This window comes from Dongia rigui (assembly GCF_034044635.1).
Classification (GTDB): Bacteria; Pseudomonadota; Alphaproteobacteria; order Dongiales; family Dongiaceae; genus Dongia; species Dongia rigui.
Map to the genome: position 1 here is coordinate 1,745,358 of NZ_JAXCLX010000001.1, position 26,933 is coordinate 1,772,290.

Below are 26,933 nucleotides of genomic sequence, written 5' to 3' on the forward strand. Positions count from 1 at the left end.
ATGCCCGGGTCAAGCCCGGGCATGACGATGATCTCTATTCGATAAGGATTCCCGGTATCCGCCCGATGATCTTGCGCCGGATCGCCTTGGGGCGTTCCAGCAGCTTGGTCTGGCCGTCGGGCTTCTCGGCATAGAGTTTTGCCAGTTCGACCAGCGGTTCGAGATCGGCGGCGGGGTCGATTTCCGCCAGCATGTAGGTGGCCTTGCCCGGCGCCGCCAAAGCAACGCTCAAGGGCCGCGCGCAGTTCGACATGCAGGCCGTCCCGATGACGGCCATATCCGCCGGCAGATCGGCCGCCCCCAAAGCGTCGATGAAGCCCGGCCCCAACGGCGCATCCCCGGCCCCGCGCTTGCAGGTGGTGCAGACGAACAGCGTATGGCTCAAGGTTCAGGGTTCCCAACGAGGTAAAGGCGGCGCAAGGTCGGGCCCAAGCTGGCAATTTTCAAGCTCTTTCTGTAGATTGCGGCCCGGATCCACCCGATATGAGATGATGATGCGCCGCCTGCTGCTTTCGACCGCCGCCCTCCTTGTCTCAGCGCAGATGCTGATGAGCGCACCCGCCCGGGCCGATTACGCCGCCGCGGAAGCAGCCCTTCAGGCCGGCAATGTCGCGGGCGCCGTGCCGCTGCTGGCCGAGGAGGCCAAGCTCGGCAATCCGGTGGCGGCGTTCAACCTCGGCAAGATCTATCTGGACGGTGCCGCCGGTGCGCCGGATTTCACCCAGGCTGCCACCTATTTCAGGATCGCCGCCGAAATCGACACGGCACCGCGCTATAATGGCGCAGCCCTCGGCGCCCAAGGGCCGCAGCTCATTTCCGCCGCCCAGATGTATGGGCAGTATGAACTGGGCCGGCTCTACGAGACCGGCAAGGGCGTGCCGCAGGATTATAACGAGGCCATCGGCTGGTACACGCGCGCGGCTGATCTTGGCAACATCAAGGCGATGCTGAAACTGGCCGTCGTCCAGCGTGAAGGCCTGCCCGGCATTCCGCCTGACCTTGCCAGTTCGACCAGCTGGCTGCAGCGCGCGGCGGAAATGGGTTCGATCCCGGCCGCCCTCGAGCTTGGCCGCGCCTATCAGGCGGGGATCGGCACGGCGCCGAACCCCAAAGAAGCGGTGAAGTGGTTCGAGATCGCCTCGGCGGGTGGTGCGGTGAGCGCCGAATACGGCCTCGGCACGCTTTACAAGAACGGCGTCAGCGGCCAGCCGGATTTTGTGCGCGCGGTCGAGCATTTCGAACGCGGCGCCAACGCGAAGGACCCGCGGGCGATGCTGGCGCTGGGCGATCTTTATGCCACCGGCCAGGGCGTTCCCGCCGACAAGGTGCAGGCCCACGCCTGGTACAGCCTTGCCACCGATAACGGCGCAGCGGAAGGCAGTGCCAAGGCAGCGGCTCTCGCGCAAGGGATGACGCCGCAGGAACTCGCCTCGGCGATCACCTTGCACGACAATTGGCAGCCCAAGGGCCAGGAGGTCGCGGCACCGGCTGCGACTGAACCGGCAGCGACTGAACCGCCTGTGCCCGCGCCGGCAGCGGTTCCCGTGGCAGCGGAACCCGCCGCAACGCCAGTTGCTGCACCCAGTGCGGCACCGGCAGCAGCGCCGGCACCCGATCTGCCGCCACTCTTCGAGGAACAGGCGCCCGCAGCGGCGGTACCTGCTGCAACAGCGCCGGCAACGGCGCCAGCTGCAACACTTCCGGCCGCCGCGGTTCCAGCACCAGCAGCAGCAACACCCGCCCCGGCAGCAGCCGTCAGCGACGCGGCGCCCGCTGTGGCCGTGCCGCTGCCGAAATCGACGCCGGCCACGACGGTGCCGCTGGATCCGCTGGCCGACCCGCTTTCCGACCCGTTCGCACAGCCGGCGCCCAAGCCCTTTGTGCCGACGCCCTGACGACAGCGCGCTAGGGGTCCGGCATTCGGCGTCCGCGCTGTGCGGGCGATCACATAATCGTCAGCGGGACATGACCGCGCTGCTTGCTATCTGTTATAGGCGGCGCGACACGAAAACTGGGATGGGCCGGCGATGGTCGCAGGTCTGCCGTGTTTCGGCCGCAATCACCCGCTTTGTTCGGGTGCTTTGCGAAAGAAGTTTCGCCGCAGCGCGCGTCAGCATGACCGCGGCATGATCACATGAAGGAGTTTTGGAAGATGGGGAAATGGTGGAAGTCAGACCGGCTCGTCACGGTCTGCAAGAGCAGCCTTGCCGCCGGCAGTGTCGCAGCCCTGCTGCTGGTCGCCGCCTGCGGTGACAAGGAAGACAACGCCGCCAGCGGCGGCAATGCGGCCGCGACCTCGGCAGCGGCACCTGTTGCCGCCATCGATCCCGCCCAGGCACCCGTCATCCAGAAGGCGATCGAGGATTACCTGCAGGTGGCCGAGGGGCCAGCGGATCAGCGGATCATCCACCATACCGCCGTCAAGGTGACCCCAGGCACAGATTCCTTTGCCGTCGCCATCGACGGCGTCTTCATCGGTGAGAAGGACGGCACCTATCTCGACATCGGCACCATCGGCTACAAGCTGACGCCCAAGGGCACGGACGGCTTCACCGCCAGCGACCTGACCCACGCCACGCTCATTCCGGCCAAGGACAAGGACAATCTGGCGGTCGGATCGCTCTCCATCACCACCAAGGCCTTCAGCGGCGAATGGTCGAGCAGCCTGCAGACCTTCCTGTCGCTGGACTGGCAGGCGGCCGACATCACGGCCAAGGACAGCACGCCCCATGGCGGCAATTTCACGGCGACCGGTTTCGGGACCAAGCTGACCAGTGCCGATAAGGGCAATGGTCTTTTCGATCAGAACGGCATCTTCGAACTGACCGGCTTCAAGGCCACCGATACCGAAGGCGGCAGCTTCGAGATCGGCAAGCTCAGCGGCAATGGCCTGATGACCGGCATCAAGTTGAAGGAATATGTGGCCAAGACCCGCGCGTTGCAGGGCCTGATGGGCGAGATTGCGGAAGAAGCCGCCAAAGCTGAAAAGGCCGCCCAGACTGCGGCGACCAGCGACGCCACCAACGCGACGCCGACCCAACCCACCGGCCTCAACGACGCCCAGGCCCAGAAGTTCGGCGGCCTCATCAAGGACATGGCGAGCCTTATCGGCGGGCTTACCTATGACGTCACCCTCACCGATGCGGCGTTCAAGAACAAGGATGGCAGCGCGCCGTTCAATCTCGGCGAAGGCAAATTCAACCTCGGCTTCACGGGTCTCGACCAGGAAAAGGCCACCGTCAATCTGGGCCTCTCCCATGCCGGCCTCGTCATCAACGATCCGGATTTCGCCAAGGATCCGCTCTTTGCCAAGCTGCTGCCGGCCTCCGGCAAGCTCGACATCAACCTCACTGAGGTACCGTCGAAGGAGCTTTGGGCGTTGGTCGGCGACAACTTCCCCAACCTCGTCTCCAATGACCCCGCGCGCTCCGATGCGGCGGCAGGCGTCATGCTCATTGCTTTGCAGCAATTGCTGCAGAAGGCGCCGATGAAGCTCACCGTCGCCCCGTCCGGCCTCAATTCCGAGGTGATGCAGCTCGATGCCACCGGCAATTTCGATGTGAAGCCGGAAGCGACCCTGGGCGTCGTCGGCGCCCTCGATGTGGCGCTCCATGGCCTCGATGAAGCCATGAAACTCGCCAATGAAGCGGCGCAGGGCTCGCCCAATGCGGCGCAGATCGTCGGCGGTCTTGCCATGATCCAGTCGATGGCCAAGCGCGAAACCGGCGGCGACGGCAAGCCCGTCGACAAGCTGAAGCTGGAGATCGATGCCGCGGGCGATGCCAAGGTCAACGGCATGTCGCTATCGGGTATGTGAACCCTTTCTTCACCTTCGTGATGTTAGAACCGCGCCGATCGAACGTGATCGGCGCGGTTTCTTTTTGTCGCGTCGACGGCGTGGCCGAGGCCTGCGACATGCGATGCGATGATGTGCGAACTGTTGCGCCGATGACTCACCGAGCGCGAAATCTGTGGTCGTCATGCCACGCAAGAATCACTTCGCAGTGGATAAGCGCAAAAAAATATGTTGTGATATGCGTGACATGCATATTGACCGAGTCGCGATTTCAGCAACGACCGATGTGTTGGTCGCATCCATGAGTGATGACGGGCCGCTCCCCGCCTATCGCGCGATGCAGCGTGGCGGTCGCTTGCACCATGATCCTGCGCAAGAGCTTGCCGCTGAGAAGCTGCAATCGCTCTACAATGCGCTGAAGGACTATCGCCTCGAAGGCGACAACGGCTCAGGTCTGTTCGCCTGGATCGATCGCCTCGGCCTCAGCCGCCATCGCGACGAACCGGCACCGCAAGGTCTCTATCTCTATGGCGGCGTCGGTCGCGGCAAGTCGATGCTGATGGACCTGTTCTTCGCCCATGTCCGGGTCGAGAAGAAGCGCCGCGTCCATTTCCACGCCTTCATGCTGGAAGTGCATGAGCAGCTGCATCAATGGCGCCAGGAAAAACCCAAGCAAGTCGACCTCATCCCGGCGCTGGCCGAGAAGCTTGCCGATGAAGTTTCGCTGATCTGCTTTGATGAATTCCACGTCACCAATATCGCCGACGCGATGATCCTGGGGCGCCTGTTCAGTGCGCTGTTCGAGCGCGGCGTGGTGATGGTGGCGACCTCCAACTGGGCGCCGGACGACCTCTACAAGGGCGGCCTGCAGCGCGACCAGTTCCTGCCCTTCATCGCGCTTCTGAAAGAGAAGCTCGACGTCCTCGAACTGGATGGCGGGCGCGATTACCGCCTGGCGCGCCTCAAGGACATGAGCGTCTATCATTACCCTTTGAGCGACCTTTCGGCGCGCCAGATGCGCGAGGCATTCGCGCGCCTCACCGACAACGAGCCGCCGATCGCCAGTCATCTCACGGTGCAGGGGCGCCGCCTCGACATCTCGCGCCAGGTCGCCAATGCCCATGGCCGCGTCGCCTGGTTCGATTTCGACGAGCTTTGCGCCAAACCCTTGGGCGCCGCCGACTACCTCGCCATCGCCACGCATTACGATGTCGTGCTGCTGGATGGCGTGCCCAGCTTGAATGCCGATCGCCGCAACGAAGCGCGCCGCTTCATGACGCTGATCGACGAACTCTATGAACACAAGGTGACGACGATCATCGCCGCCGCCGACAAACCCGAACGTCTCTATCCCGCCGGCGATGGTGCCTTTGAATTCGAACGCACGGTGAGCCGGCTCAACGAAATGCAGTCGGTCGACTATCTGACGCGACCGCATTTGACGTGAGGTGAGGGGGAATTTTCGCGAGAAGAGTTAATGCCTCTTGCCCTTGTGGCAAATTCAGGTTATTAACTCAACATCTAGAGGAGTGCGCTACAAGCGCAGGTACATTGCCTAAGCAAAATCGTGGCAATGCGTAAGAGACATCAGGATTACAGAATGGCACGGAAGAAGATAGCCCTAATCGGCTCGGGTCAGATCGGCGGCACGTTGGCGCTGCTGGCTGGCATCAAGGAACTCGGCGACGTCGTCATGTTCGACGTGGTCGACGGCGTTCCCCAGGGCAAGGCGCTCGACATCGCGGAAGCCTCGCCGGTTGAAGGTTTCGACGCAACTTTTTCCGGCGCCTCCGATTACAAGGCCATCAAGGGCGCCGACGTCATCATCGTCACCGCCGGCATCCCGCGTAAGCCGGGCATGAGCCGCGACGACCTCATCGCCACCAATGCGAAGGTCATGGACGCGGTCGGCAAGGGCATCAAGAAGTATGCCCCGAAGGCTTTCGTCATCTGCATCACCAATCCGCTCGACGTCATGGTCTATGTTCTGCAGCAGGCCTCCGGCCTGCCGGAAAGCCATGTGGTCGGCATGGCGGGCGTGCTGGATTCGGCGCGCTTCCGCTATTTCCTCGCCGAGGAATTCAAGGTTTCGGTCGAAGACGTCACCGGCTTCGTCCTGGGCGGCCATGGCGATACCATGGTGCCGCTGGTGCGTTACTCCAGCGTTGCCGGCATTCCGCTGCCCGATTTGGTGAAGAAGGGCTGGACCACCCAGGCCAAGCTCGACGCCATCGTCCAGCGCACCCGCGATGGCGGTGCCGAAATCGTCAATCTTTTGAAGACGGGGTCTGCCTTCTACGCGCCGGCGAGTTCCGCGATCGCGATGGCTGAATCCTATCTCAAAGACAAGAAACGCGTGCTTCCCTGCGCGGCCTATCTGACGGGCCAGTACGGGGTTAAGGGACTCTACGTCGGCGTACCGGTTGTCATCGGTGCGGGCGGGGTAGAGAGAGTGGTCGAGATCGACCTCAACAAGGCTGAAAAGTCCATGTTTGATAAGTCGGTCGCGGCCGTAAGGGGCCTCATCGATGTGGTGAGGAAGCTTCAAAGAGGAGAGAAGCAATGAAGAAGACCATCGAACTGGCGGCCAAGAAGGTTGCCAAGAAAGCCGCCAAGAAGTCGGCTAAGAAGACCACGAAGAAGGCCGCTGCCAAGAAGCCGGCAGCGAAGAAGACCGCGAAGAAGGCCGCCAAGAAGTCGGCCAAGAAGTAAGTTTGGGCTTCTAATTAGAAGCTCAAAACGGCCTGCGACGGCGACAGTCCTATTTCTGTGTTCCGACGGGTTTCAGTTCAATTGGCTTGAACCCGCCCGGCACGGTGATAGAGTGCGATCTGCTGCACCACAGCATATCGTCGGCTGTCGCTGTCGCCCGCTTTTTTTCTAAAGAGTTCTTAAAGACTTCCTAGGAAACAATCGCGCGGCCCGGTAGCTCGCGAATCGACCGCCGGGGTGCAGTCCTTCGCAACGCAGCAAGCGGGTCAGCCCGGATGAACATCCATGAATATCAGGCCAAAGCCCTGATCAGGAAGTTTGGCGTCGCCGTTCCAGACGGTCACGTCGCCTACTCCGCCGATGAGGCGGTCGACGCAGCACAGAAATTGGGTGGCGGGCTTTGTGTCGTAAAGGCACAGATCCATGCCGGCGGCCGCGGCAAAGCGGGCGGCGTCAAGGTCGCCAAGACCACCGACGACGTGCGCTCCCTCGCCAAAACCATGCTCGGCATGACACTGGTGACCCATCAGACCGGCCCGGTGGGCAAGGTCGTAAAGCGGGTCTATGTCGAAGCCGGCTGCGACATCAAGCGCGAACTGTATCTGGGTATGCTGGTGGACCGTGCCACGTCGCGCATCACCATCATGGCCTCCGAAGAAGGCGGCATGGAGATCGAAGAGGTCGCCGCCAAGAGCCCGGAAAGGATCCTCAAAGTCGCGGTCGATCCAGTGACCGGCGTTCAGGCCTTTCATTGCCGCCAGATCGCGTTCTTCCTGAAATTGACCGGCACCCAGATCGCCTCGGCGACCAAGTTCATCATGGCGCTCTATAAGGCCTTCGTCGACCTCGACTGCTCGATCGTCGAGATCAACCCGCTGGTCGTGACCGGTGCCGGCGACGTGCTGGCGCTCGATGCCAAGATCAATTTCGACGACAACGCCCTCTTCCGTCACAAGGATGTCGAAGATCTGCGCGACCCGGATGAAGAAGATCCGGCCGAGTTGGAAGCCGCCAAGCACAGCCTCAACTACATCAAGCTCGACGGCTCGATCGGCTGCATGGTCAATGGCGCGGGCCTGGCCATGGCGACCATGGACATCATCAAGCTCTATGGCGGATCGCCGGCGAACTTCCTCGATGTCGGTGGCGGTGCCACCAAGGAACGCGTCACCGCAGCCTTCAAGATCATCCTCTCGGACCCGAATGTCGAAGGCATTCTGGTCAACATCTTCGGCGGCATCATGCGTTGCGATGTCATTGCCGAGGGTGTGGTCGCCGCCGCCCGCGAAGTGAGCCTCCACGTGCCGCTCGTCGTGCGTCTCGAAGGCACCAATGTCGAATTGGGTAAGAAGATCCTGGCGCAATCCGGGCTGCCCATCCTGTCCGCCGACAACCTCGCGGACGCGGCCGAAAAGGTCGTCAAAGCCGTGAAGGAGGCTTGAGGAATCATGTCCGTACTCGTCAACAAAAGCACCAAAGTCATCTGTCAGGGCTTCACCGGCGCGCAAGGCACGTTCCATTCGGAACAGGCCATCGCCTATGGCACCAAGATGGTGGGCGGCGTCACCCCGGGTAAGGGCGGCACCAAGCATCTCGATCTGCCGGTCTTCGACACCGTCGCCGAAGCCGTCGCCAAGACCGGCGCCAATGCCAGCGTCATTTATGTGCCGCCGCCCTTCGCGGCCGACGCCATCCTCGAGGCGATCGACGCCAAGGTGGCACTTGCGGTCTGCATCACCGAAGGCATTCCAGTGCTCGACATGGTGAAGGTGAAGCGCGCGCTGGCCGGATCGGCCACCCGCCTCATCGGCCCCAACTGCCCCGGCATCATCACGCCGGAAGAATGCAAGATCGGCATCATGCCGGGCCACATTCACAGGAAGGGCAAGATCGGCATCGTCTCGCGCTCCGGCACACTGACCTATGAAGCCGTTGCCCAGACCACGGCGGCGGGCCTTGGCCAGACCACCTGCATCGGCATCGGCGGCGATCCCGTCAATGGGACCAATTTCGTCGATTGCCTGGAACTGTTCCTTGCCGACGACGAGACACAGGGCATCGTCATGATCGGCGAAATCGGCGGCAATGCCGAGGAAGACGCGGCCGAATTCTACAAGGCAGCCAAGAAGAAAAAGCCCATTGTCGGCTTTATTGCCGGTGTCACGGCCCCTCCGGGCCGGCGCATGGGCCATGCCGGCGCCATCATCAGCGGCGGCAAGGGCGGTTCGGGCGACAAGATCGAGGCCATGAAATCCTCGGGCTTCGTCGTCGCGGATTCCCCGGCCGCGCTGGGCTCCTCCATGCTGAAGGCGATGGGCAAGTAGCCAGTGACGGGGTTCCCCCAAAACGGGCTCTTTTTTGCGTCCATAAACACCCTACCGGGTTCCGGGTTGATATCCTGGGACCCGGTTGCTATCTCCAGAAAATCCTTCCCCAGCCAGTAGCTGCGGGAAACGGTAACCATTGGGTAACCATCCCATGCGCAAATGAGCAGCAGGATGTGTCGGGGAAGTTGCCGAGACCGCCCCTTCGATGGGCTGTGTTGGCCCCTTCCCCGACACATCTGCAATGACCGGACGGGCGGAAGATCCGCCGGACATTGGCTAAACCGACCATAACAACCGTCGACGACAATTGCCGCCGAGATATCGTGGCGTCAGGACTTGGAGCAGGGGCCAGGACCGAGCGATGCTAGACTTTTTGGTGGCTTGACCTCTTCTGGGCAGCGGCCCAAACGGGTGAATCATGAACCAGCCAAATCCGAACCTTCAGCCGGTCCCCAACTTCCTCTCCGGCCCCAACGCGCCCTTCATCGAAGAGCTCTATGCCAAATATCTGACCGATCCCAATTCGGTCGATGATTCCTGGCAGGCCTTCTTCGCCGATTTGAAGGAAGAAGCGGCCGCGGCCTTGAAGGATCTGCACGGCGCCAGCTGGGCGCCGCGCGAACGCGATGTCGAGATCGGCAATGGCATGGCCGCCGGCGCCACCGACCTTACCCACAGCGATGCCGGCCGGCGCGCCTTTGCCGGCGGTCATGTCAGCGCTGCCGAGCAGCGCGCGGCCGCCCGCGACTCCCTTCGCGCCATCATGCTGGTGCGCGTCTATCGCGTGCGCGGGCATCTCGAGGCCAATCTCGATCCGCTGGATCTGAAGCCCCGCGCCAAGCATCCCGAACTCGACTACCGCACCCATGGCTTTACCGAAGCCGACCTCGACCGCGAGATCTTCCTCGACGGTGCCATGGGCTTCGAGACGGCGACATTGCGCCAGCTCATCCACGCCCTGCGCCAGACCTATAGCGGGTCGATCGGCGTCGAATACATGCACATCCAGGATTCCGACCAGCGCAAATGGCTGCAGCAGCGCATGGAAGGCAGCCGCAACCAGCGCGACTTCACGGATCGTGGCAAGCGCGCGATCCTCGAGCGACTGACCGAAGCGCAGATGTTCGAGAACTTCCTCGACAAGAAATATACCGGCACCAAGCGCTTCGGCCTCGATGGTGGCGAGACGACGATTCCCGCCCTCGAACAGATCATCAAGCGCGGCAGCCAGCTCGGCATCAAGGAAGTGGTCATCGGCATGGCGCATCGTGGACGCCTCTCGATGCTCGCCAATTTCATGAACAAGCCCTATGCCGCCATCTTCTCGGAGTTCCAGGGCAACGCCTCGAGCCCGGAGGACGTCCAAGGCTCGGCCGACGTCAAATACCATCTCGGCACCTCGGCCGACCGCGAGTTCGATGGGCGCATCGTGCATCTGTCGCTGACCGCCAACCCGTCGCATCTTGAATGCGTCAACACCGTGGTCCTCGGCAAGGTTCGCGCCAAGCAGGACCAGCGCAAGGACAAGAACCGCGAACAGGTGATGGGCCTGCTGCTCCATGGCGACGCGGCGTTTGCCGGCCAGGGCCTGGTGCCGGAATGCCTCGAGCTGTCGCAGTTGTTCGATTACGAAGTCGGCGGCACCATCCACTTCATCATCAACAACCAGATCGGCTTCACCACCAGCCCGACGGCCTCGCGTTCCGGCCCCTATTGCTCGGACATCGCCAAGGCCATCCAGGCACCGATCTTCCACGTCAACGGCGACGATCCGGAAGCGGCCTTGCATGTGGCGCGCGTCGCCATGGATTTCCGCCACGAGTTCAACCACGACGTCATCATCGACATGTTCTGTTATCGCCGTTACGGCCATAACGAGAGCGATGAACCGGCCTTCACCCAGCCGATCATGTACAAGAAGATCGCAACGCACCCGACCGTGCGCCAGATCTATGCGCAGCAGCTGGTCGAAGAAGGCAGCATCACCCAGGACGAAGTCGACGGCATCATGAACGCCTTCCAGGCGCGCCTCGATGCCGAATTCGAAGCCTCGACTTCCTACAAACCCAACAAGGCCGATTGGCTGGAAGGCGCCTGGGCGGGTCTTGCCATCGCCTCGGGCGACGAGCGCCGCGGCGAGACCTCGGTCGAGGCCGACAAGCTGCAGATGATCGGCAAGGCCATGACGACGGTGCCCGGCACCTTCAATCTCAATCGCAAGATCGCCCGCCAGCTCGCCCAGAAGGAAGAGATGTTCAAATCCGGCGAGGGCATCGACTGGGCGACCGGCGAAGCGCTCGCTTTCGGCACGCTGCTGGATGAGGGCTTCGGCGTCCGCCTCTCCGGCCAGGATTGCAAGCGCGGCACGTTCAGCCAGCGCCATGCGGTCTTTACCGACCAGGAGACCGAGGAGGAATACGTACCCCTCAATCATATTCGCAAGGACCAGGCCTTCTTCGAGGTCATCAACTCGCCGCTCTCGGAAGCCGGCGTGCTCGGCTTCGATTACGGCTACAGCCTGGCTGAGCCGAAGACGCTGGTGCTGTGGGAAGCGCAGTTCGGCGATTTTGCCAACGGCGCCCAGGTCATCATCGACCAGTTCATCTCATCGGGTGAATCGAAATGGCTGCGCATGTCGGGCCTCGTCATGCTGCTGCCCCACGGCTATGAAGGCCAGGGACCTGAGCATTCATCCGCCCGTCTTGAGCGCTATCTGCAGCTTTGCGCCGAGGACAACATGCAGGTGGCGAACATCACCACGCCGGCCAACTATTACCACGCCCTGCGCCGGCAGCTGCACCGCAACTTCCGCAAGCCGCTCATCATCATGACGCCGAAATCACTGCTGCGTCACAAGCTGGCGGTCTCAAAGCTTGCCGAATTCGGCCCCGGCACGACCTTCCACCGCCTGCTGTGGGACGACAATGCCAAGCTGGTCGACAAGAAAATCAAGCGCGTCGTCCTGTGTAGCGGCAAGGTCTATTACGACCTCTATGAGGAGCGTGAGAAGCGCGGGATCGATGACGTCTACATCATGCGCGTCGAGCAGCTCTATCCATTCCCGGACAAAGCGCTGGCGGCCGAGCTGAAGCGCTTCCCCGGCGCCGAAGTGGTCTGGTGCCAGGAAGAGCCCAAGAACATGGGTTCCTGGTTCTTCGTTGCACCGGAAATCGACACCGTGATGGAAGAACTGGACACCAAACAGCGGCGCGTGCGTTACGTGGGGCGCCCGGCTTCGGCGTCGCCGGCCACGGGCCTCTATAAACGTCACATCAAGGAACAGGCAAAGCTGGTGGACGAAGCGCTCAGCATCAGCTGAGTCGCTTCAACCGGCAAAGTCTCACGATCAGCGGTATTTGGGAGAAGAATGAAATGACAACCCCGATCACGGTCCCCGCCCTTGGCGAATCAGTCTCGGAAGCGACGATCGCCAAATGGATGAAGAATGTCGGCGACCCCGTCAAAAAGGACGAGGCGCTGGTCGAGCTTGAAACCGACAAGGTGACCGTGGAGGTCTTTGCCAGTGCCGCCGGCACGCTGGGTGAAATCAGCGCACCGGCCGGCACCACCGTCAATGTCGGCGCCGTCATCGGTTCGATCGCCGCCGGCGGTGCCGCCGCGGCACCGGCGGCCAAATCGACCGTCGCAGCCGCCGCCCCGGCACCAGCCGTGAAAGCCGCCGCACCGACCGCCAATGGCGACGACCGCCTTTCCCCCGCCGTGAAGAAGCTGGTGGATGAGAGCGGCGTCAATCCTGGCGCCATTGCCGGTACGGGCAAAGACGGGCGTCTTACCAAGGGCGACGTGCTGGAGCATCTTGAGAAGCAGAAAGCGGCGCCGGCTGCGGCACCAGTCGCCGCGCGACCGGCCCCTGCCCCGGCGCCGGTTGTGCCGCACGTTCCGCGCAACCTCACCGAGCGCGAAGAGCGCGTGCCGATGTCGCGCCTGCGCCGCCGTATCGCCGAGCGTCTGAAGCAGGCCCAGAACACTGCCGCCATCCTCACCACCTTCAACGAGGTGGATATGACGGCCGTGATGGCCTTGCGCGATCGCTACAAGGAAGGCTTCGAGAAGAAGCACAAGGTGAAGCTGGGCTTCATGTCCTTCTTCGTGAAGGCTGCCCTGCAGGCTCTGAAGGAAATCCCCGCCGTCAATGCCGAGATCGACGGCGACGACCTCATCTACAAGAACCATTACGATATCGGCGTCGCCGTTGGCACCGAGCAGGGCCTGGTCGTGCCGGTCTTGCGCAATGTGGATGCGCTGAGCTTTGCCGAGATCGAATCCGGCATCACCGAGCTTGGCAAGCGCGCCCGCGACGGCAAGCTCTCCATCGAGGACCTCACCGGCGGCACCTTCACCATCTCGAACGGCGGCACCTACGGCTCGCTGATGTCGACGCCGATCATCAACCCGCCGCAATCGGGCATCCTCGGCATGCACAAGATCCAGCAGCGCCCGATGGTGGTCGACGGCAAGATCGAGGCGCGGCCGATGATGTATCTGGCCCTCTCCTACGACCATCGCATCATCGATGGGCGCGAGGCGGTCACCTTCCTGGTGCGCATCAAGGAATGCCTCGAGGATCCGCAGCGCCTGCTCATCGAGCTCTAACAGCCGATGGCGCGCGCAACGAAGGCCAAGGCAAAGGCGGCTGCCGCGAAGAAATCAAAGCGGCAGCGACTGCCCTATTACAACCAGTCGACCGATTTCACCTGTGGTGCTGCCTCGCTGCTGATGGCGATGAAGGGGCTTGATCCGGAGACCCCCTTCGACCGCCTTCATGAACTGCAGGTCTGGCGCGAGGCGAACACGGTCTATATGGGCAAGGGACATGCCGGATCGTCGCCCTATGGCATCGCGCTTGCCGCCTGGCGGCGCGGCTTCGTGCCGGAGATCTGGCTGAGCCACAAAGGCGCCATCCTGCTCGACTATCAAGCGCGTGACGATTGGCGCAAGGCCGGCAAGCTGGTGCAGGAGGCGGACGCCGCCGAGGTTGCCGAACTCGGCCTGCCGATCACGACGCGCAAATGGGGCGTCGCTGATCTTGCCGCCGCCCGTGCTGGTGGCGCCGTACCCATCGTGCTGGTGACGACCAAGCCATTCCACGGCGACAACACGCCGCATTGGCTGGTCTTTGCGGGCGCCGACGATAAAAATGTGTATCTGAACGATCCCTGGATCTCGCGCGACAAGGGCCAGACCGCGCGTACCCAGACCGGCCGTGCTGCAAGCCATGCGGCTTTCATCGACATGTCCAAATATGGCAAGCGCCAGGAGCGCGCCGTGGTCCTCATCCGGGGACCGCATCTCTAGACAGCAAGTGAACGGGCGTCCGGCCCGAAGGGAGTAAGGTTATGGCGGAAGAAGCATTCGATCTCGTCGTCATTGGTGGTGGTCCGGGCGGCTATGTCTGCGCCATCAAGGCGGCGCAATTGGGGCTCAAAGTGGCCTGCGTGGAGAAGCGCGGCGCGCTGGGCGGCACCTGCCTCAATGTCGGCTGCATTCCCTCGAAGGCCCTTCTGGCTTCGTCCGAGAAATTCGAGGAAGCCGGCCATCATCTGGCGCTCCATGGCATCAAGGTCGACAAGGTCGCGCTCGATCTCCCCACCATGATGGGCCGCAAGGACAAGGTGGTGGGCGAACTCACCAAGGGCATCGAGTTCCTGTTCAAGAAAAACAAGGTGACCTATCTCAAAGGTGCAGGCGCTTTGCTGGGCGGCGGCAAGGTGCAGGTGACGGGCGAGGCCAATCAGACGGTCAGTGCCAAGAGCATCGTCATTGCGACCGGTTCCGATTCCACGCCCTTGCCCGGCCTCACCATCGACGAGAAGAAGATCGTGACCTCGACCGGCGCCCTGGCGCTGGAAAAGGTGCCGGAGCACATGGTCGTCATCGGCGGCGGCGTCATCGGCCTGGAACTCGGCTCGGTCTGGCGGCGTCTCGGCGCCAAGGTTACCGTGATCGAGTTCCTCGAGCGCATCATCCCGACGACGGATGGCGAGATCGCCACCCAGTTCCAGAAGATCCTCACCAAGCAGGGCATCGAGTTCCGCCTCGGCCAGAAGGTGACCGGGGCCAAGACCAAAGGGGCCAAGATCGACCTCTCCGTCGAACCCGCCACGGGTGGTGCCGCTGAAACCGTGACCGCCGATGTCGTGCTCGTTTCGGTTGGCCGCCGCCCCTATACTGAAGGCCTCGGCCTGGAGAAGGCGGGGGTCAAGCTCGACGAGCGTGGCCGTGTCGCCGTCGACCGTCATTTCCAGACCAATGTCCCCGGCATCTATGCCATCGGCGATGTCATCGTCGGCCCGATGCTGGCCCATAAGGCCGAGGAGGAAGGCGTTGCCTTGGCCGAACAGCTCGCCGGCCAGAAGGGCCACGTGAATTACGACACCTGCCCCAGCATCGTCTATACGGCGCCGGAACTGGCTTCGGTCGGGAAGACCGAGGAAGAATTGAAGGCTGCCGGCATCGAGTACAAGGTCGGCAAGTTCCCCTTCAGCGTCAATTCGCGCGCCAAGGCTGCGGGCGATACCGATGGGCAGGTGAAGCTGCTGGCCGATGCCAAGACCGACCGCCTGCTCGGCGCCCATATCGTGGGGCCGGGGGCCGGGACGTTGATCCATGAATGCGTGATGGCGATGGAATTCCAGGGATCGGCCGAGGATGTGGCGCGCGCCTTCCACGGCCACCCGACCCACAACGAAGCCATCAAGGAAGCGGCGATGGCCGTCGGCGGCAAGCCGATTCATATGTAACGCGCGGGCGCCGGCGGACGAAACGCTGCCGGCGCCCGATGCAGCCCCCCCAACGAGGACGTCGACGTGAGCGAGGACGTCAAGGCCCGGATCGATGCGTTGCTGGAGGAGGCGGATGCCGCCTTTGAGAGCGGCCATGCCCGGACCCTCAGCCTCACGCAAAAGGCGCTGGCCCTGGCTGTCGAGGCCGACGATGAGGGCTTGATTGCCGCCTGCCGGCTGGAATGCGCCCGACAGCAGCGTGTCATGTGCCAATACGCCGACGCGCTCGACAACCTCGAAGCCTGCCACGGCTTCTTCGTGCGTTGCGGCGACCGGCAGCGCGAAGGCATCGTCCTGCGGACCTATGCCGCAATCTATGACGAGGTGGGCCTCTTCGACGAGGCGCTGGAGAGCAACCAGCAGGCCCACGCCCTGTTCGAGGAAACCGGCGATATCTTTTTCCGGGCCATCTGTTTTGAGGACACCGGCAACATCATGCGCCGGCGCGGCTATCACGACGAAGCCATCGCCGCCTTCGAGAATGGCCTTGCCTTGCTCGACGAATTGCCGCCGGGACCGGCCGTCACACGCTCGCGCGCGCATCTGGGCTGCGGCCTGCTCGATGCCTGCATCGAGGCGGGTGAGGATGCGCGCGTCCTGTCGACCGTCGGCAGCGTGCTGGAACTGGTCTGCGCCATCGGTAACGGCAATCTGGAGGCGTTCTGCCACAGCATGGCGGCGCTGGCCCAGGCGCGCAATGGCGACGGGGCGGCAAGCCTTGCTACCGCCGCAGTCGCGCGTCATGCGCTGGCCCGTGCCGAATCGCCCTATGAGCGCGTCAGCTGTTTGATGCATCTCGGCCGCGCCCGCGATGCGCTGGGCGATTTCGCCCAGGCCCAGGCCTTGGTGACCGAGGCCCTGGAGACGGCCATCGCCGCCGGCATCCAGGACCTGACGCTGAAATGCCATACCGAGCTGGCGCGGATCTGCGAGCGCGCGGGCGCCATTGCCACGGCGTTGGCGCATCTCAAGGCCCTGCGGCAGCTCGAATCGAGTCTCGTCGCCAGCCAGACGGATATCCGGCTCGACCGCCTGCGGCTCGAGGTGGACCGCGAACGCATAAGGCACAGTGAGGCCGAGCGGGTGCGCCAGGAACTGGAACGTCAGGTTGCCGCCCGCACCCTGGAACTCCGTATCGCCAAGGAAACCGCCGAGCGCGCCAACCGCACCAAGAGCATGTTCCTTGCCAATATGAGCCACGAACTGCGCACGCCCCTCAATGCCATCAACGGCTATTCCGAGGCGATGGCGATGGAGCTGTTCGGCAAAATCGGCGAGCAGCGCTATGTCGAATACGCCAACAACATCTGGCGCAGCGGCCAGCATTTGCTATCGCTGATCAATTCCGTGCTCGACCTTTCCAAGGTCGAAGCCGGGCGCATGGAACTGCAGCTCGAGCATTTCTCTTTGCGCGGCCTCATCAACGACACGCTGGCCTTGGTTCAGGTGCAGGCCGATCAGAGCGGCCTTGCTTTGATTGCCGACGATGTTGCCGATGCCGACCTCTGGGCCGATCCGCGGGCCCTGAAACAGGTTCTGGTCAACCTCATCGGCAATGCCTTGAAATTCACCCCGGCGGGGGGCGAGATCCGCGTCAGCGCCAGCGCGTTCCGCGACGGCGCGGAAATCAGCGTCGCCGATACCGGGATCGGCATCGCGGAAGCGGACATCCCGCGTGCCCTCACTGTTTTCGGGCAGCTCGACAATGCCTATGCCAGGCGCCATGACGGTTCCGGCCTGGGGCTGCCGCTGGCGAAATCCCTGATCGACCTGCATGGCGGCACACTCGATATCACGTCGAAGCCTGGCCAGGGCACCAAGGTGACGATCCGATTGCCGCAGGGCGGGAACTTGCCCGATGGCGGGCTCAGCTCGCGTGCAGGTAACGTTTGAGGAAAGCGCCCCAGGGCGTCAGCGACCGTCCGTCTGAATTGCGCAAGGATGGGCCATAGGCGACGTTCCAGCACCAGCCCGTATAGGACAGCTTGTACCGTTCCAGCAGCGCCACGAACGGTTCGCCGAAGCTTTTCGCCGTGCCGGCCCAATGTTCTGACGACCCCGGCTCGAAGCCCCATTCGGTGACAATCACCGCGTGATTGTCGGCGAGCCTTTCCAGGCCCGGCTCATGGGGCGCCAAGTCGCCGCCCGGGTAGACGTGCCAGATATAGGCCGTATTGGGATCGGATAGCGGGTATTCGGCGATGCCGCTCAAGTCAAAGGCCCAATGCGATCCGGCGGCAAGGATGACATTGCTGTTGCCCTGGCCGCGGATGAGATGGGTCAGCTGCTGCCAGAAAGGCTGCAGCGCGCGCCAACTTGCACCATCGCCCAGCAGCTGCTCGGCAGCGCCGGAAACCGGCTCGTTCCACAATTCAAAAAGGATGTCGTCGTCCTTGAACGTGCTGGCGACCGCGCGCCAGAAATCGAGCGCCAGGGACATGCGTGTGTCGTACCAATCCGTGGTCGTCTTGTCGCTGGCCACGAATTTGTCCTGCGCATAGCCATCCGGCCAGCCGATCGCGTGATAATCGATAATGACGTAAAGTCCGGCCGACCGCGCCCATTCGACATGCTGCGTGAGGCGTGCGAGCGCCCCCACCGAATCGTCGCGCCAGGAACCGGGATGGATGGAAAGTCGCACGGCATTGGCGCCCCAATCGCGCGCGATCTCGGGATAGGGATTCTCATCGGCAGGCAGATCGCCGACATCGCCCATGGCGATGCCTTTGAGGCGCAGGATCTCGCCGCCATCGACGAAATGGGGCCCACGCACGTCCAGCGCCATCGCCGGCACCGCCGGGATACCACAGAGCACCAGCCAGGCCACCAATGCCCAATGGGTTGGTGGTGCCCAAAGGGTTCGTGGCCGCCTCATCCTGCACCGTCACCAGCGGCGCCGATCTCCCGCGGCAGCACCAGGGTCACCGATACGCCACCCGCCTCGCGCCGCTCCAGGCTCAAAGTACCGCCGAGGAATTGGGCAAGGCGCCGGCTCAGCGACAGGCCCAGGCCGAACCCGCCCTGCACCTGGGTCAAGACCTGCGCCTTGGTGCCGAAGGGTTCAAAGATGTCGGCAAGGTCCGCTTCGGCGACGCCAATCCCGTCATCGGCGATGGTGAAGGCGACATGACCCGCATCCCTGATCGTGCAGTCGAGCCACACATGCCCGCCCGGCCGGTTGTAGCGAATGGCGTTGTCGGTGACGTTGCGCAGGATCTGGCGCAGGAAGCGCACGTCGCTGACGATATGCGCAAGTTCGCTGCTGAGCGGCGCCACCACGACGCTGACCTGCGCCGCCGCTGCGGCAGGGGCAAGGTCACGCACGATTGCCGCCAGCAGGTGCTGTGGCGCGATCATGTCCGGATTGATGGTGACCTTGCCGCTGTCGACGCGCACATACTCAAGGATGTTGTCGATGCCCTGCAGCAGATGCCGGCCGGATTCGAGAATGTCGCCGGCATAGTGGGCATAGCGCTTGTCACCCAGGGCGCCCAGCCGTTCCTCGGCGATCATCTCGGAAAAACCGATGATGGCATTGAGCGGCGTCTTCAGATGATGGCTCATCGACATCAGCAGGCGCGTGCGCGCCTGGGCCGAGGCGCTGAGGCTTGCCATCTTGGTGCTCATCTCAAGATTCATGTGGTGGGCGCGCTCCATGTCCCGGGCGCCCAGCCAGATCGCCACCAGCAGGCCGGCATAGCCGATGCCGACGATGACCACGATCAGCACCATCTCCAGGATCAACGCCTGACGGAATGCGCTCTCGCGCTCGGTGACGTCGCTATAGAGTTCGAACAATCCCAGCATCTGCTTCCGGTCGGGATCGGCGAAGATCGGCACATAGCTAGCCACCACATAGCGATCGGTCAGGGGTCCGCGCAGAGCGTTGATCTTTGCACGGTAGGTCTGGTCGGTGTGCTGGGTATGGTCACGAAAGGCCCGTTCAAAGCCATCGTCGTCGCTGTCGCCCACCTCACCGATCTCCTCGGCATTGGTCGAATAGATGAGCACACCGCGCGCATCGAACAGCTTGACCTTGAGCAGATTTGACGCTGGATCGATATGTTCGAAGGCTCCATCCAACGTGGCGCGGATGGCGTGGAGGATCGGCGCGTGTTCGGATTCGTCGGCCGTCACCAGGATCGCCTTGACATGGTCGCGCGTCAGGAAGGCGAGAATATTGGCGAGGCTTTCATTATAATCGGCGACCGACTGCTTGATGTCGCGCTGTTCGATGTAATAGTGGATGGGTGCCACCAGTGCCGCCGACAGCAGCATGATCGCGGCACCGGTGACGGCGAAACGGCGCACCAGGCGCGTGGTGGCGGCACGGGATTGCGGCAAGACGATCCTCTTCAGCGCTCCGGTTCACGCCATTAAACCCTGCTTAGCCGCGTTGTTCCAGCCCCGGCAGGTCGAGATACATCCAGTCGAGATCGGCCACCAGCCGCCCGCCAATGGCCTGATAGAAATCGAAGGCCAGCCGATTGGGACGATAAACCGCCCATAACAAAGATTGCGCCCCGTTTGCCGCGGCGCTAGCTGCCGCCGCTGCCATCAGCGCCCGGCCGGCTCCACTGCGCCGGATGGCCGGCCGCACCCAGAGGTCGATGATGACTTCAATCCGCATGCCGCGATCGACATCGTAATTGGGTGACAGCAGGATATAGCCCAGTGCCTGGCCGTTCCTCTCGGCGATGAAGCCGCGAAAGGCCGGATGCGGGCCGAATCCGTCCTCGAGGTATTTCTCGGCCGTGAAATTGTGCTGCCAGGTATCGCCGAGGGAGATGAGATAGGCGCCGAATTCCAGCACCATCTCCTGGACGATGTCGACGTCGGCCGCGCTGAGCGCCCGAACCGCCACGTTCGGATTCGCTTTCATGCGCCGACCTGTGCCTCGTTCCGTTGTCTGTGCCGGTTTTTGCAACCGGCCCCGTTTATGGCTTGGCGATGGCGGCAAGATCCGCCGCATCACCGCTGACCCGTGCCACAGCATGCCCGTTGCCGGCGAAAATGTCATGCGCCAGCAGATCGATGTCGTCGTGCCAGCGCGCCACTTCTTTGCAAGGGCCGCTTGCGTCGTCACCCTGACACAGGAAGGGCTGGCCGGCGGCATCGATGCCCACGACATGACCCGGCAGCGGCCGCAATGTGAGACCGGCCGGCGCGGCGGCGAGATTCGCGACGCTTTTTTGCGGCGCATCGACCAGCGCCAGCAGCAGCGCGGGCAGCCGGTACATTGGCAATGACCCGAGCGGCAGCGGCCCGTGACGGCCATCGATGACAATGAGTGGCGTCTGTGTCGCGCGTGCCTGGATCTGCGGCGAGACATGATCGGCTTCCCCGCCGAGGAACCCTGATTCGGCATAGCCCGCCAGGTTCTTCCCCAGCAGCGGCAGGTGATCGCCGAAGACGACGATGACGGCGTCTGGATCATCGCGCCGCCAGCGCTCGATCGCGTCCATCATCTCGCGCGACTTCCAATGCACCACGCTGACATAGCGATTGACCTCGTCGACATGGCTCAGCGCCTCGCCCAGCAGCGGGCGCTTATCGTCGACGTCATACATCCAATGGCCGTAATAGGTGACCGTGTAGTCGAAGACGGGGCGTCCATCATCGCTGGCCTTGAGCTTCTCGGCGACCTGCCGGTGCAGCGATGCATCCGAGAGGAAGATCGAGGTCATGTCATCCAGGACGAAATCGCCGATCGACCAGAATGTCTCGAAGCCCAAGCGGGCATAGCTCACCTGCCGGTTCCAGAAGCCTGGAATATTGGGGTGGGACGCCACCGTCCGGTAGCCGGCCTGCCCCAGCACGCGCGGCAGGCAAGGGAGATTGTCGTTCATCGGCTGTTCGAAGCGCACGGCGCCCTGCGCCAGCGGGAAGCCACACAGTACCTCGAATTCGGCATTGGCGGTCTGCCCGCCGAAGGCCGGCGACATCGCCGTCGAATGCCCGGCTGCCTGCCACAGCGCCAGGAAGCGTGGGTCGAGCGGCGATTGCCGGAGGCCCGCCGCCGTCAGCGGCGCCGGGTCCCAGAAGCTTTCCTCCAGCACAACATGGACGTTGCGGCGGTGGCCGGCGGGCGCGGTGAGATCGGCCGCGGCAAGGCGCCGCGCGATCGCCTGACCGACTTCTTCAGGCGTCGGCGCCGGTGTCGCGAGTGCCACTGTGCGCACGAGTTCCTGCAGCACATGGATGGTGCCGCCGCGCCAGACATAATTTTCCCGCTGGTCCCAGGGCTTGTCGCCCCAGAGATGATCCATCCAGTCAACCAGGCCGATCGAACCCGCCCCGGCACTGAGGAACAGGCCCGAGGCGATGAGCAGGATCGATTGGCGCAAGCGGCCGCGAAAGCGCAGATTGCCAATGAACAGCGCCAGGATGAGCAGCGCCGGCAGACCCGCCACCAGCCAGCCCAGCGGACCCATCAGCTTGATGAAGGCATCGAGGCTGTAGATGTCTTCCGGCATCAAGGGGCGGCCGGTGATGGCGCTCTTGGCGGCGCTGCCGACATAGAGGGTGCCGATCAGCAGCGCCTGCAAAACCAGGAACAGGCTCGTCCGGCGCGACAAGGCGAACAGCAGCAGGGACAGCGCGAGAAGCGCTGCAAAATCGGCCGGGATGCGCCGGGTCACAATGGCGACGTTGAAGACATAGTCGGAAATGCCATAGGCGACGCCGTAGAGGAGCGCCGTCGACAGGACGGGCAGCAGCCAGTGCCACCGCTTCAGCATCATTTCAGGCTGGCCGCGACGGGATGCCGATGCCGCTCCAACAGCGCCAGGGCATGGCCGTCGCCATCGAAGATGTCACGTGCCACCAGCTTCACATCGTCGAGCCAATGCTGCACGGCATCGCAAGCGCCACCGCCAGCACCTGGATTGCACAGGAAGGCCTTGGCATGCGCGTCGTAGCCGATGACCGTGTCGGGCACCGGGCGGATCGTGAGGCGTTCCGGCGGCGGCACCAGCGCGCCAATATTGGGCATGTCGAGCCCCAGCCGGTCCAGCACCAGCTGATTAAGGCGATAGAGCGGCTGGGTCCCGAGCTTCAGCGGCCCGTTCTTGCCGTCGATGACAATGAGCGGCGTGGTGCGCGAGCGCAGATACATCTCGGGCGAGAAATCGCCCCAACCGCCGGCGATGAAGCCGTTGTTCTTATACTCGCCCCAATTATAGCCGAGATTGGGCAGGTGATCGCCAAAGGCGATGATCAGCGACGTAGGATCCTCGCGCCGCAGGCGCTCGATCTCATCCATCAGCTCGGTCGATTTGTAGCGCATGGCGGTGGCGTATTGGCCAAGCTCGGTCTGCGCCGGGTTGACCGGGATGACGGCCGGCCGTTCCGGCACCATGTCGTAATTCCAATGGCCATAGAGCGTCACGATGAAATCGAGCACCGGCCGCGCCTCGGCTTCGGCCTTCAGCTTCGCATCGATCTGCCGGTAGAGCGAGCGGTCGCTCAGCATCCACACGATCATGTCGTCCATCTTGAAATCGCCTTGCGACCAGAACGTCTCGAAGCCGACGCGGCGATAGGCGTTGATGCGGTTCCAGAAGCCCGGCGCATTGGGGTGGCTGGCAACCGTTCGGTAGCCCTGCGCCGCCAGCAATGCCGGCAGGCAGGGTGCGGTGTTGAATCCCTGCTCGAACTTCACCGCCCAGCTATCGACCGGAAAACCGCATAGCAACTCGAACTCGGCATTGGCGGTGCCGCCACTGAAGGTCGGCGACAGCGCGCTCGAGCGGCCCGTTTCGTCCCACAGCTTCAAAAAACGCGTGTCGAGAATGGGCTGGCCGTCGCTCGCCACCGGATGATCCTTGGGCAGCAGCGGTGTCGGATCCCAGAAGCTCTCAAGCAGCAGGATATGCACGTTGCGGGGGGCCGCACCGCCCAGCGCCACCGGCCGCACGGCGGGGTCGGCGCCAAGGGCCGCCAAACCGTTGTCGCCCGCCTGCGCATTGATGCGGTCGAGTGCGGCAGCGACATCCATTTCGGTGGGGGCGGGCTTCCTGGTCGCAAAGGCGCGCAAGGTTTCCTGCAGGATATGGAGGGTCGGACCGCGCATGGTGAAATTCTCGCGCTGGTCCCAGGGATGATTGCCGACCACGATATCGGCGCCGCGCAAGGCGGCATTGCCGAAGATGCCACAGCCCATCGGCAGCGCCACCATGGCCGCGAGGGATGCCTGCGCCGCCCGGCTGCCGAGTTTCATGTTGCCGATGAGGAGAGCGACGATGAGGCCGAGCGGCAGCGCCACCACGACCCAGCCCAGCCAGCCCATGATACGCACCAGCGCCACCACGCTGTAGACGTCGTCAGGCATGACCGGGCGCCCCAGCATGGCGATCTTGGCGCTGGAACCCACAAAGAAGGCCCCGATGAGGAGCGTCATCAGTGCCGTGAACGCCCAGACCTTGCGCGAAAAATTGAGAACCAGGCGGCCGATGATGAGAAGGAGGGCAAGATCGAGAAGAGCGCGATGCGGTTCGACCCAGACCCCAAAGGCAAGACCCGAAACCAGATAGGCGACGAGATAGCAGCTGCCCACGGTCAGGACCGGGATGCGCCAGGTCTTGACCAGCGCCTGCGGTCGCCAAATCCCCGCCTTCTGCCGGCGCAAATTCCCCGTCGATCGACTCATATCCGCAACCGATTGCCCAAATAAGATGCACCGCCCTATCGGCAGGCGCTTTTCTAGCTGAATTTAACAAAAGAGTCTCGGTTCGGTGCCGATGCTGGTAACAAAACTGCGTGATTGGGGCGGTCGGCCCGACGCGGCGTCGCTGCCGCGGCTGGGCAGTGGAAGGCCTGCAAATGCAGGAAAAACAATATTTTACCTTACCCGCTCGTGGTAATCTTTTTGTCAGCCGCGTATCACCACATTGCGCTGGCACCCACCGCGCGAACGCGCCAAGGTGAGGCCGGTGTCGCCCAAGACGGCCGATCCGTGGCCGTAAACAGGATCGCCCCAGCTGATGAGTTGTTCGACCCGATGATTTCCATGACCACCCGTGTTCTCGATCCGCGCGACCTCATCCGCTCGATCCTGTTTTGGGCTCTGCTCATTCCGCTGGCGCTGATCGCCTTCATCGGTGCCGAAATCACGCATCACGACTGGGTCGATAGCGTGAATGCGATCGTCTATGCCTTTGGCGCCATCCTGGCCTTGACGCTGGCGCGCCAGGCGGGTCATCAGGCCCAGGATGAGCTTGAGCGCGACCTGGCCGATCCCTTTGGCCGCCCCTTCTGGCTGTTGGTCGCGGTCATTTGCCTGGTCTTCGTTTTTTCCGAACTCTTCGGCGGCTTCATCGAGCATTACGAACAACAGGTCTCGCCGTTCTGGATCGGGGATCTGCTGTGCTGGCTGGCGGCCGTGACCTTTACGCTGACGGTTGCGCGCCTGCGACCGCGCCATCCCGGCAGCGCGGCGCGCTTCATCACGCCGATCGTGCCATTGCTGGGCCTGGGCCTCGGGCTGCAAAGCATCGACCTTGGCCTTGATGTCGGCGAGCCGCATCTGCGGCACCATTTCGGCCTCAGCCTCGAGACCTATGACAACATCACCGATCTGCTGGAGTTTGCCTTCCTGCAGCTCTATCTGCTGGCCTTCATCGGCCTGGCGGCAGAGATAACGGCGCGTCACGCCCTGCAGAGCCAGATCGTCACGGCAGAGACAGCGGCTGAACCCGCCGTGACCTTACGCGCCGCGCAGCTGGCCTTTACCACGGCCACACTGACCTCGCGGAAATTCAGCCGCCGACGCCTGCAACGCGCCATGGAGGGCCTGATCATTGCCGACGGAATGGTCGGCATGGCGGCCGGGATCCGCCTCACGCGGCGCCTTGGCCCCAGCATCATGCGACGCACCGGCAAATCGCCCTTGCGGCAGTTTGCCGAGCAGATGGCTTTCATGTGGAAGTTCGGCCTGGCGCCCAAGACCTATTATCAGTTCGAACTGTTCGATCCGGCGCTTGGCGCCGTCGCCGGGCAGTATCTGCAGCGCAGCGAAACCAAGGCCTCTGCCTATAAGATCATGCACAAGGCGACCGGCCATCGCCTTAGCGAGAAACTCGAATTCCACAACCGCTGCCTTGAACTGGGCCTGCCGGCAGCACCCGTGGTCTTCGCTGCGACAGATGGCTTGCCTGACGCCGCCTTTGCCGATCTTGCCGAATTGCCGCCGGTCGATCTCTTCATCAAGCCGCGCAAAGGCAGTGGCGGGCGCGGTGCCGTCAAATGGCAATATGCCGAGGGCATCTTCGTCCATAAGGATGGCCAGCATTTGACGCCTGCGGCCTTGCGCCAGTCGGTGATCGACCAATCAGCCGAGACCAATATGCTGGTGCAAAAGACGCTGACCAATCATGCGGCATTGGCCGATATCAATTGCGGGACCCTTGCCACCATCCGCATCGTCACCTGCCGCAATGAAAGCGGCGCTTATGAAGTGACCAATGCCGCCTTCCGCATGCCGCGCGTCTCCGGCTCGGCGGTCGACAATTTCCACGCCGGCGGCATCGCCTCGGCGGTCGACATCACGAGCGGCCGCTTAGGCGCTGCGACCGATCTCGGCCTATCCCCCCATTCGGGCTGGTTCGCCACGCATCCGATCACTGGCGCCGCCATCGAGGGCCGCATCCTGCCGCGCTGGGCCGAAGCGCGCGCGCTGGTCGAGCGCGCGCACCCCTCATTCAGCGATTTCGCCGTTATCGGCTGGGACGTCGCCATTCTTGAAGACGGCCCCTGCATCATCGAAGCCAATGGTGCGCCGGACCTCGACATCATCCAACGCACCGCGCGTGCGCCGCTCGGCAACGCGCGCCTGGGCAGGCTGATGGCCTGGCATGTGAAACGCGACCTGCGCGGTGCGCTGCTGGGGTGAGGGCTTATTCCACCACGACCGCGGTTCCACTGACGCTGACCATCAGCATCGAGCCGGCTTTGCCGACGACTTCGTAGTCGATATCGACACCGACCACCGCATTGCCGCCCGCGCGGCGCGCCGCATCGCGCAACTCGTCGAAAGCCGTCTCGCGAGCGCCTTTCAACGCGCTTTCATAAGCGCCGGACCGGCCGCCGACGATGTCGGTGATCGAGGCAAAAAGATCGCGAAAGATATTGGCGCCGACGATCGCCTCGCCGGCGATGACGCCGCGATACTCGACAATACGCTTGCCCTCGATATTGGACGTGGTTGTGACGATCATCAATCTTCCTCCCTATCAAAGAAAAACCCCCCATCCAATTTGCAGGATGAGGGGTTGATACAATGCCTACCGCGTCTGG

20 protein-coding genes are annotated in these 26,933 nt (G+C 63.2%); 13 read left to right on the forward strand and 7 right to left on the reverse strand.

The genetic code is table 11. The features are described 5' to 3' along the window. Positions 1 to 34: 34 nt before the first annotated feature. The gene (locus SMD31_RS08165; RefSeq protein WP_320500318.1) at positions 35 to 385 is read right to left on the reverse strand and encodes a DUF1636 domain-containing protein; all 351 of its coding nucleotides are present in this window, start codon (positions 383 to 385) and stop codon (positions 35 to 37) included. Positions 386 to 488: 103 nt separating this feature from the next. Between SMD31_RS08165 and SMD31_RS08170 the strand changes: the two genes are divergently transcribed. From SMD31_RS08170 to SMD31_RS08225, 12 genes are all read left to right on the forward strand, one after another. Next, positions 489 to 1,895, forward strand: coding sequence for a tetratricopeptide repeat protein (locus SMD31_RS08170; protein ID WP_320500319.1), 1,407 nt, complete (start codon positions 489 to 491; stop codon positions 1,893 to 1,895). 239 nt (positions 1,896 to 2,134) lie between these two features. Continuing rightward, entirely contained in the window at positions 2,135 to 3,817 is a 1,683-nt protein-coding gene (locus tag SMD31_RS08175; protein WP_320500320.1) for a hypothetical protein, read from the forward strand. Positions 3,818 to 4,043: 226 nt separating this feature from the next. Further along, positions 4,044 to 5,243, forward strand: a complete 1,200-nt coding sequence (gene zapE, locus SMD31_RS08180; RefSeq protein WP_320500321.1) for a cell division protein ZapE — start codon at positions 4,044 to 4,046, stop codon at positions 5,241 to 5,243. A 153-nt stretch (positions 5,244 to 5,396) separates the two neighbouring features. Further along, positions 5,397 to 6,362, forward strand: a complete 966-nt coding sequence (gene mdh, locus SMD31_RS08185; protein WP_320500322.1) for a malate dehydrogenase — start codon at positions 5,397 to 5,399, stop codon at positions 6,360 to 6,362. Further along, a complete protein-coding gene (locus SMD31_RS08190; RefSeq protein ID WP_320500323.1) occupies positions 6,359 to 6,508 on the forward strand; it encodes a hypothetical protein in 150 nt (49 codons plus the stop codon). The genes mdh and SMD31_RS08190 overlap by 4 nt, the downstream gene beginning before the upstream one ends. Before the next feature lie 275 nt (positions 6,509 to 6,783). Continuing rightward, a complete protein-coding gene (gene sucC / locus SMD31_RS08195; protein WP_320500324.1) occupies positions 6,784 to 7,950 on the forward strand; it encodes an ADP-forming succinate--CoA ligase subunit beta in 1,167 nt (388 codons plus the stop codon). Positions 7,951 to 7,956: 6 nt separating this feature from the next. Further along, on the forward strand, positions 7,957 to 8,832 hold the full coding sequence (sucD, locus tag SMD31_RS08200; protein ID WP_320500325.1) for a succinate--CoA ligase subunit alpha: 876 nt from the start codon (positions 7,957 to 7,959) through the stop codon (positions 8,830 to 8,832). Between the two features lie 421 nt (positions 8,833 to 9,253). Continuing rightward, complete coding sequence (locus tag SMD31_RS08205) at positions 9,254 to 12,154, forward strand: 2-oxoglutarate dehydrogenase E1 component (RefSeq protein ID WP_320500326.1); 2,901 nt, start codon at positions 9,254 to 9,256, stop codon at positions 12,152 to 12,154. Between the two features lie 53 nt (positions 12,155 to 12,207). Next, a complete protein-coding gene (gene odhB / locus SMD31_RS08210; protein ID WP_320500327.1) occupies positions 12,208 to 13,449 on the forward strand; it encodes a 2-oxoglutarate dehydrogenase complex dihydrolipoyllysine-residue succinyltransferase in 1,242 nt (413 codons plus the stop codon). 6 nt (positions 13,450 to 13,455) lie between these two features. Further along, on the forward strand, positions 13,456 to 14,151 hold the full coding sequence (locus SMD31_RS08215; RefSeq protein ID WP_320500328.1) for a peptidase C39 family protein: 696 nt from the start codon (positions 13,456 to 13,458) through the stop codon (positions 14,149 to 14,151). 41 nt (positions 14,152 to 14,192) lie between these two features. Then, on the forward strand, positions 14,193 to 15,596 hold the full coding sequence (gene lpdA, locus SMD31_RS08220; RefSeq protein WP_320500329.1) for a dihydrolipoyl dehydrogenase: 1,404 nt from the start codon (positions 14,193 to 14,195) through the stop codon (positions 15,594 to 15,596). 66 nt (positions 15,597 to 15,662) lie between these two features. Continuing rightward, positions 15,663 to 17,531, forward strand: coding sequence for a HAMP domain-containing sensor histidine kinase (locus SMD31_RS08225; RefSeq protein WP_320500330.1), 1,869 nt, complete (start codon positions 15,663 to 15,665; stop codon positions 17,529 to 17,531). Here SMD31_RS08225 and SMD31_RS08230 read toward each other — a convergent pair. The 5 genes from SMD31_RS08230 to SMD31_RS08250 are packed head-to-tail and all read right to left on the reverse strand — an operon-like array spanning position 17,506 to position 24,288. After that, positions 17,506 to 18,513, reverse strand: coding sequence for a glycoside hydrolase family 5 protein (locus tag SMD31_RS08230; protein ID WP_320500331.1), 1,008 nt, complete (start codon positions 18,511 to 18,513; stop codon positions 17,506 to 17,508). The two genes, SMD31_RS08225 and SMD31_RS08230, sit on opposite strands and share 26 nt — an antisense overlap. After that, positions 18,510 to 19,982 carry a sensor histidine kinase gene (locus SMD31_RS08235; RefSeq protein WP_320500332.1) on the reverse strand — a complete coding sequence of 491 codons (1,473 nt, stop codon included), beginning with the start codon at positions 19,980 to 19,982 and terminating at the stop codon, positions 18,510 to 18,512. The genes SMD31_RS08230 and SMD31_RS08235 overlap by 4 nt, the downstream gene beginning before the upstream one ends. Positions 19,983 to 20,025: 43 nt before the next feature. Further along, on the reverse strand, positions 20,026 to 20,520 hold the full coding sequence (locus SMD31_RS08240; protein ID WP_320500333.1) for a GNAT family N-acetyltransferase: 495 nt from the start codon (positions 20,518 to 20,520) through the stop codon (positions 20,026 to 20,028). A 55-nt stretch (positions 20,521 to 20,575) separates the two neighbouring features. Then, on the reverse strand, positions 20,576 to 22,381 hold the full coding sequence (locus tag SMD31_RS08245; protein WP_320500334.1) for an LTA synthase family protein: 1,806 nt from the start codon (positions 22,379 to 22,381) through the stop codon (positions 20,576 to 20,578). Continuing rightward, positions 22,378 to 24,288 carry an LTA synthase family protein gene (locus tag SMD31_RS08250; protein WP_320500335.1) on the reverse strand — a complete coding sequence of 637 codons (1,911 nt, stop codon included), beginning with the start codon at positions 24,286 to 24,288 and terminating at the stop codon, positions 22,378 to 22,380. Before SMD31_RS08250 ends, SMD31_RS08245 begins: the two co-directional genes overlap by 4 nt. A 360-nt stretch (positions 24,289 to 24,648) precedes the next feature. On the opposite strand from SMD31_RS08250, the gene SMD31_RS08255 reads away from it, so the two are divergent. Next, positions 24,649 to 26,529 carry a sugar-transfer associated ATP-grasp domain-containing protein gene (locus SMD31_RS08255; protein WP_320500336.1) on the forward strand — a complete coding sequence of 627 codons (1,881 nt, stop codon included), beginning with the start codon at positions 24,649 to 24,651 and terminating at the stop codon, positions 26,527 to 26,529. A gap of 4 nt (positions 26,530 to 26,533) precedes the next feature. On the opposite strand, the gene SMD31_RS08260 is transcribed toward SMD31_RS08255, so the two are convergent. Beyond that, positions 26,534 to 26,854: a heavy metal-binding domain-containing protein gene (locus tag SMD31_RS08260; RefSeq protein ID WP_320500337.1), complete on the reverse strand. Its 321-nt coding sequence runs from the start codon at positions 26,852 to 26,854 to the stop codon at positions 26,534 to 26,536. Positions 26,855 to 26,933: the final 79 nt, after the last annotated feature.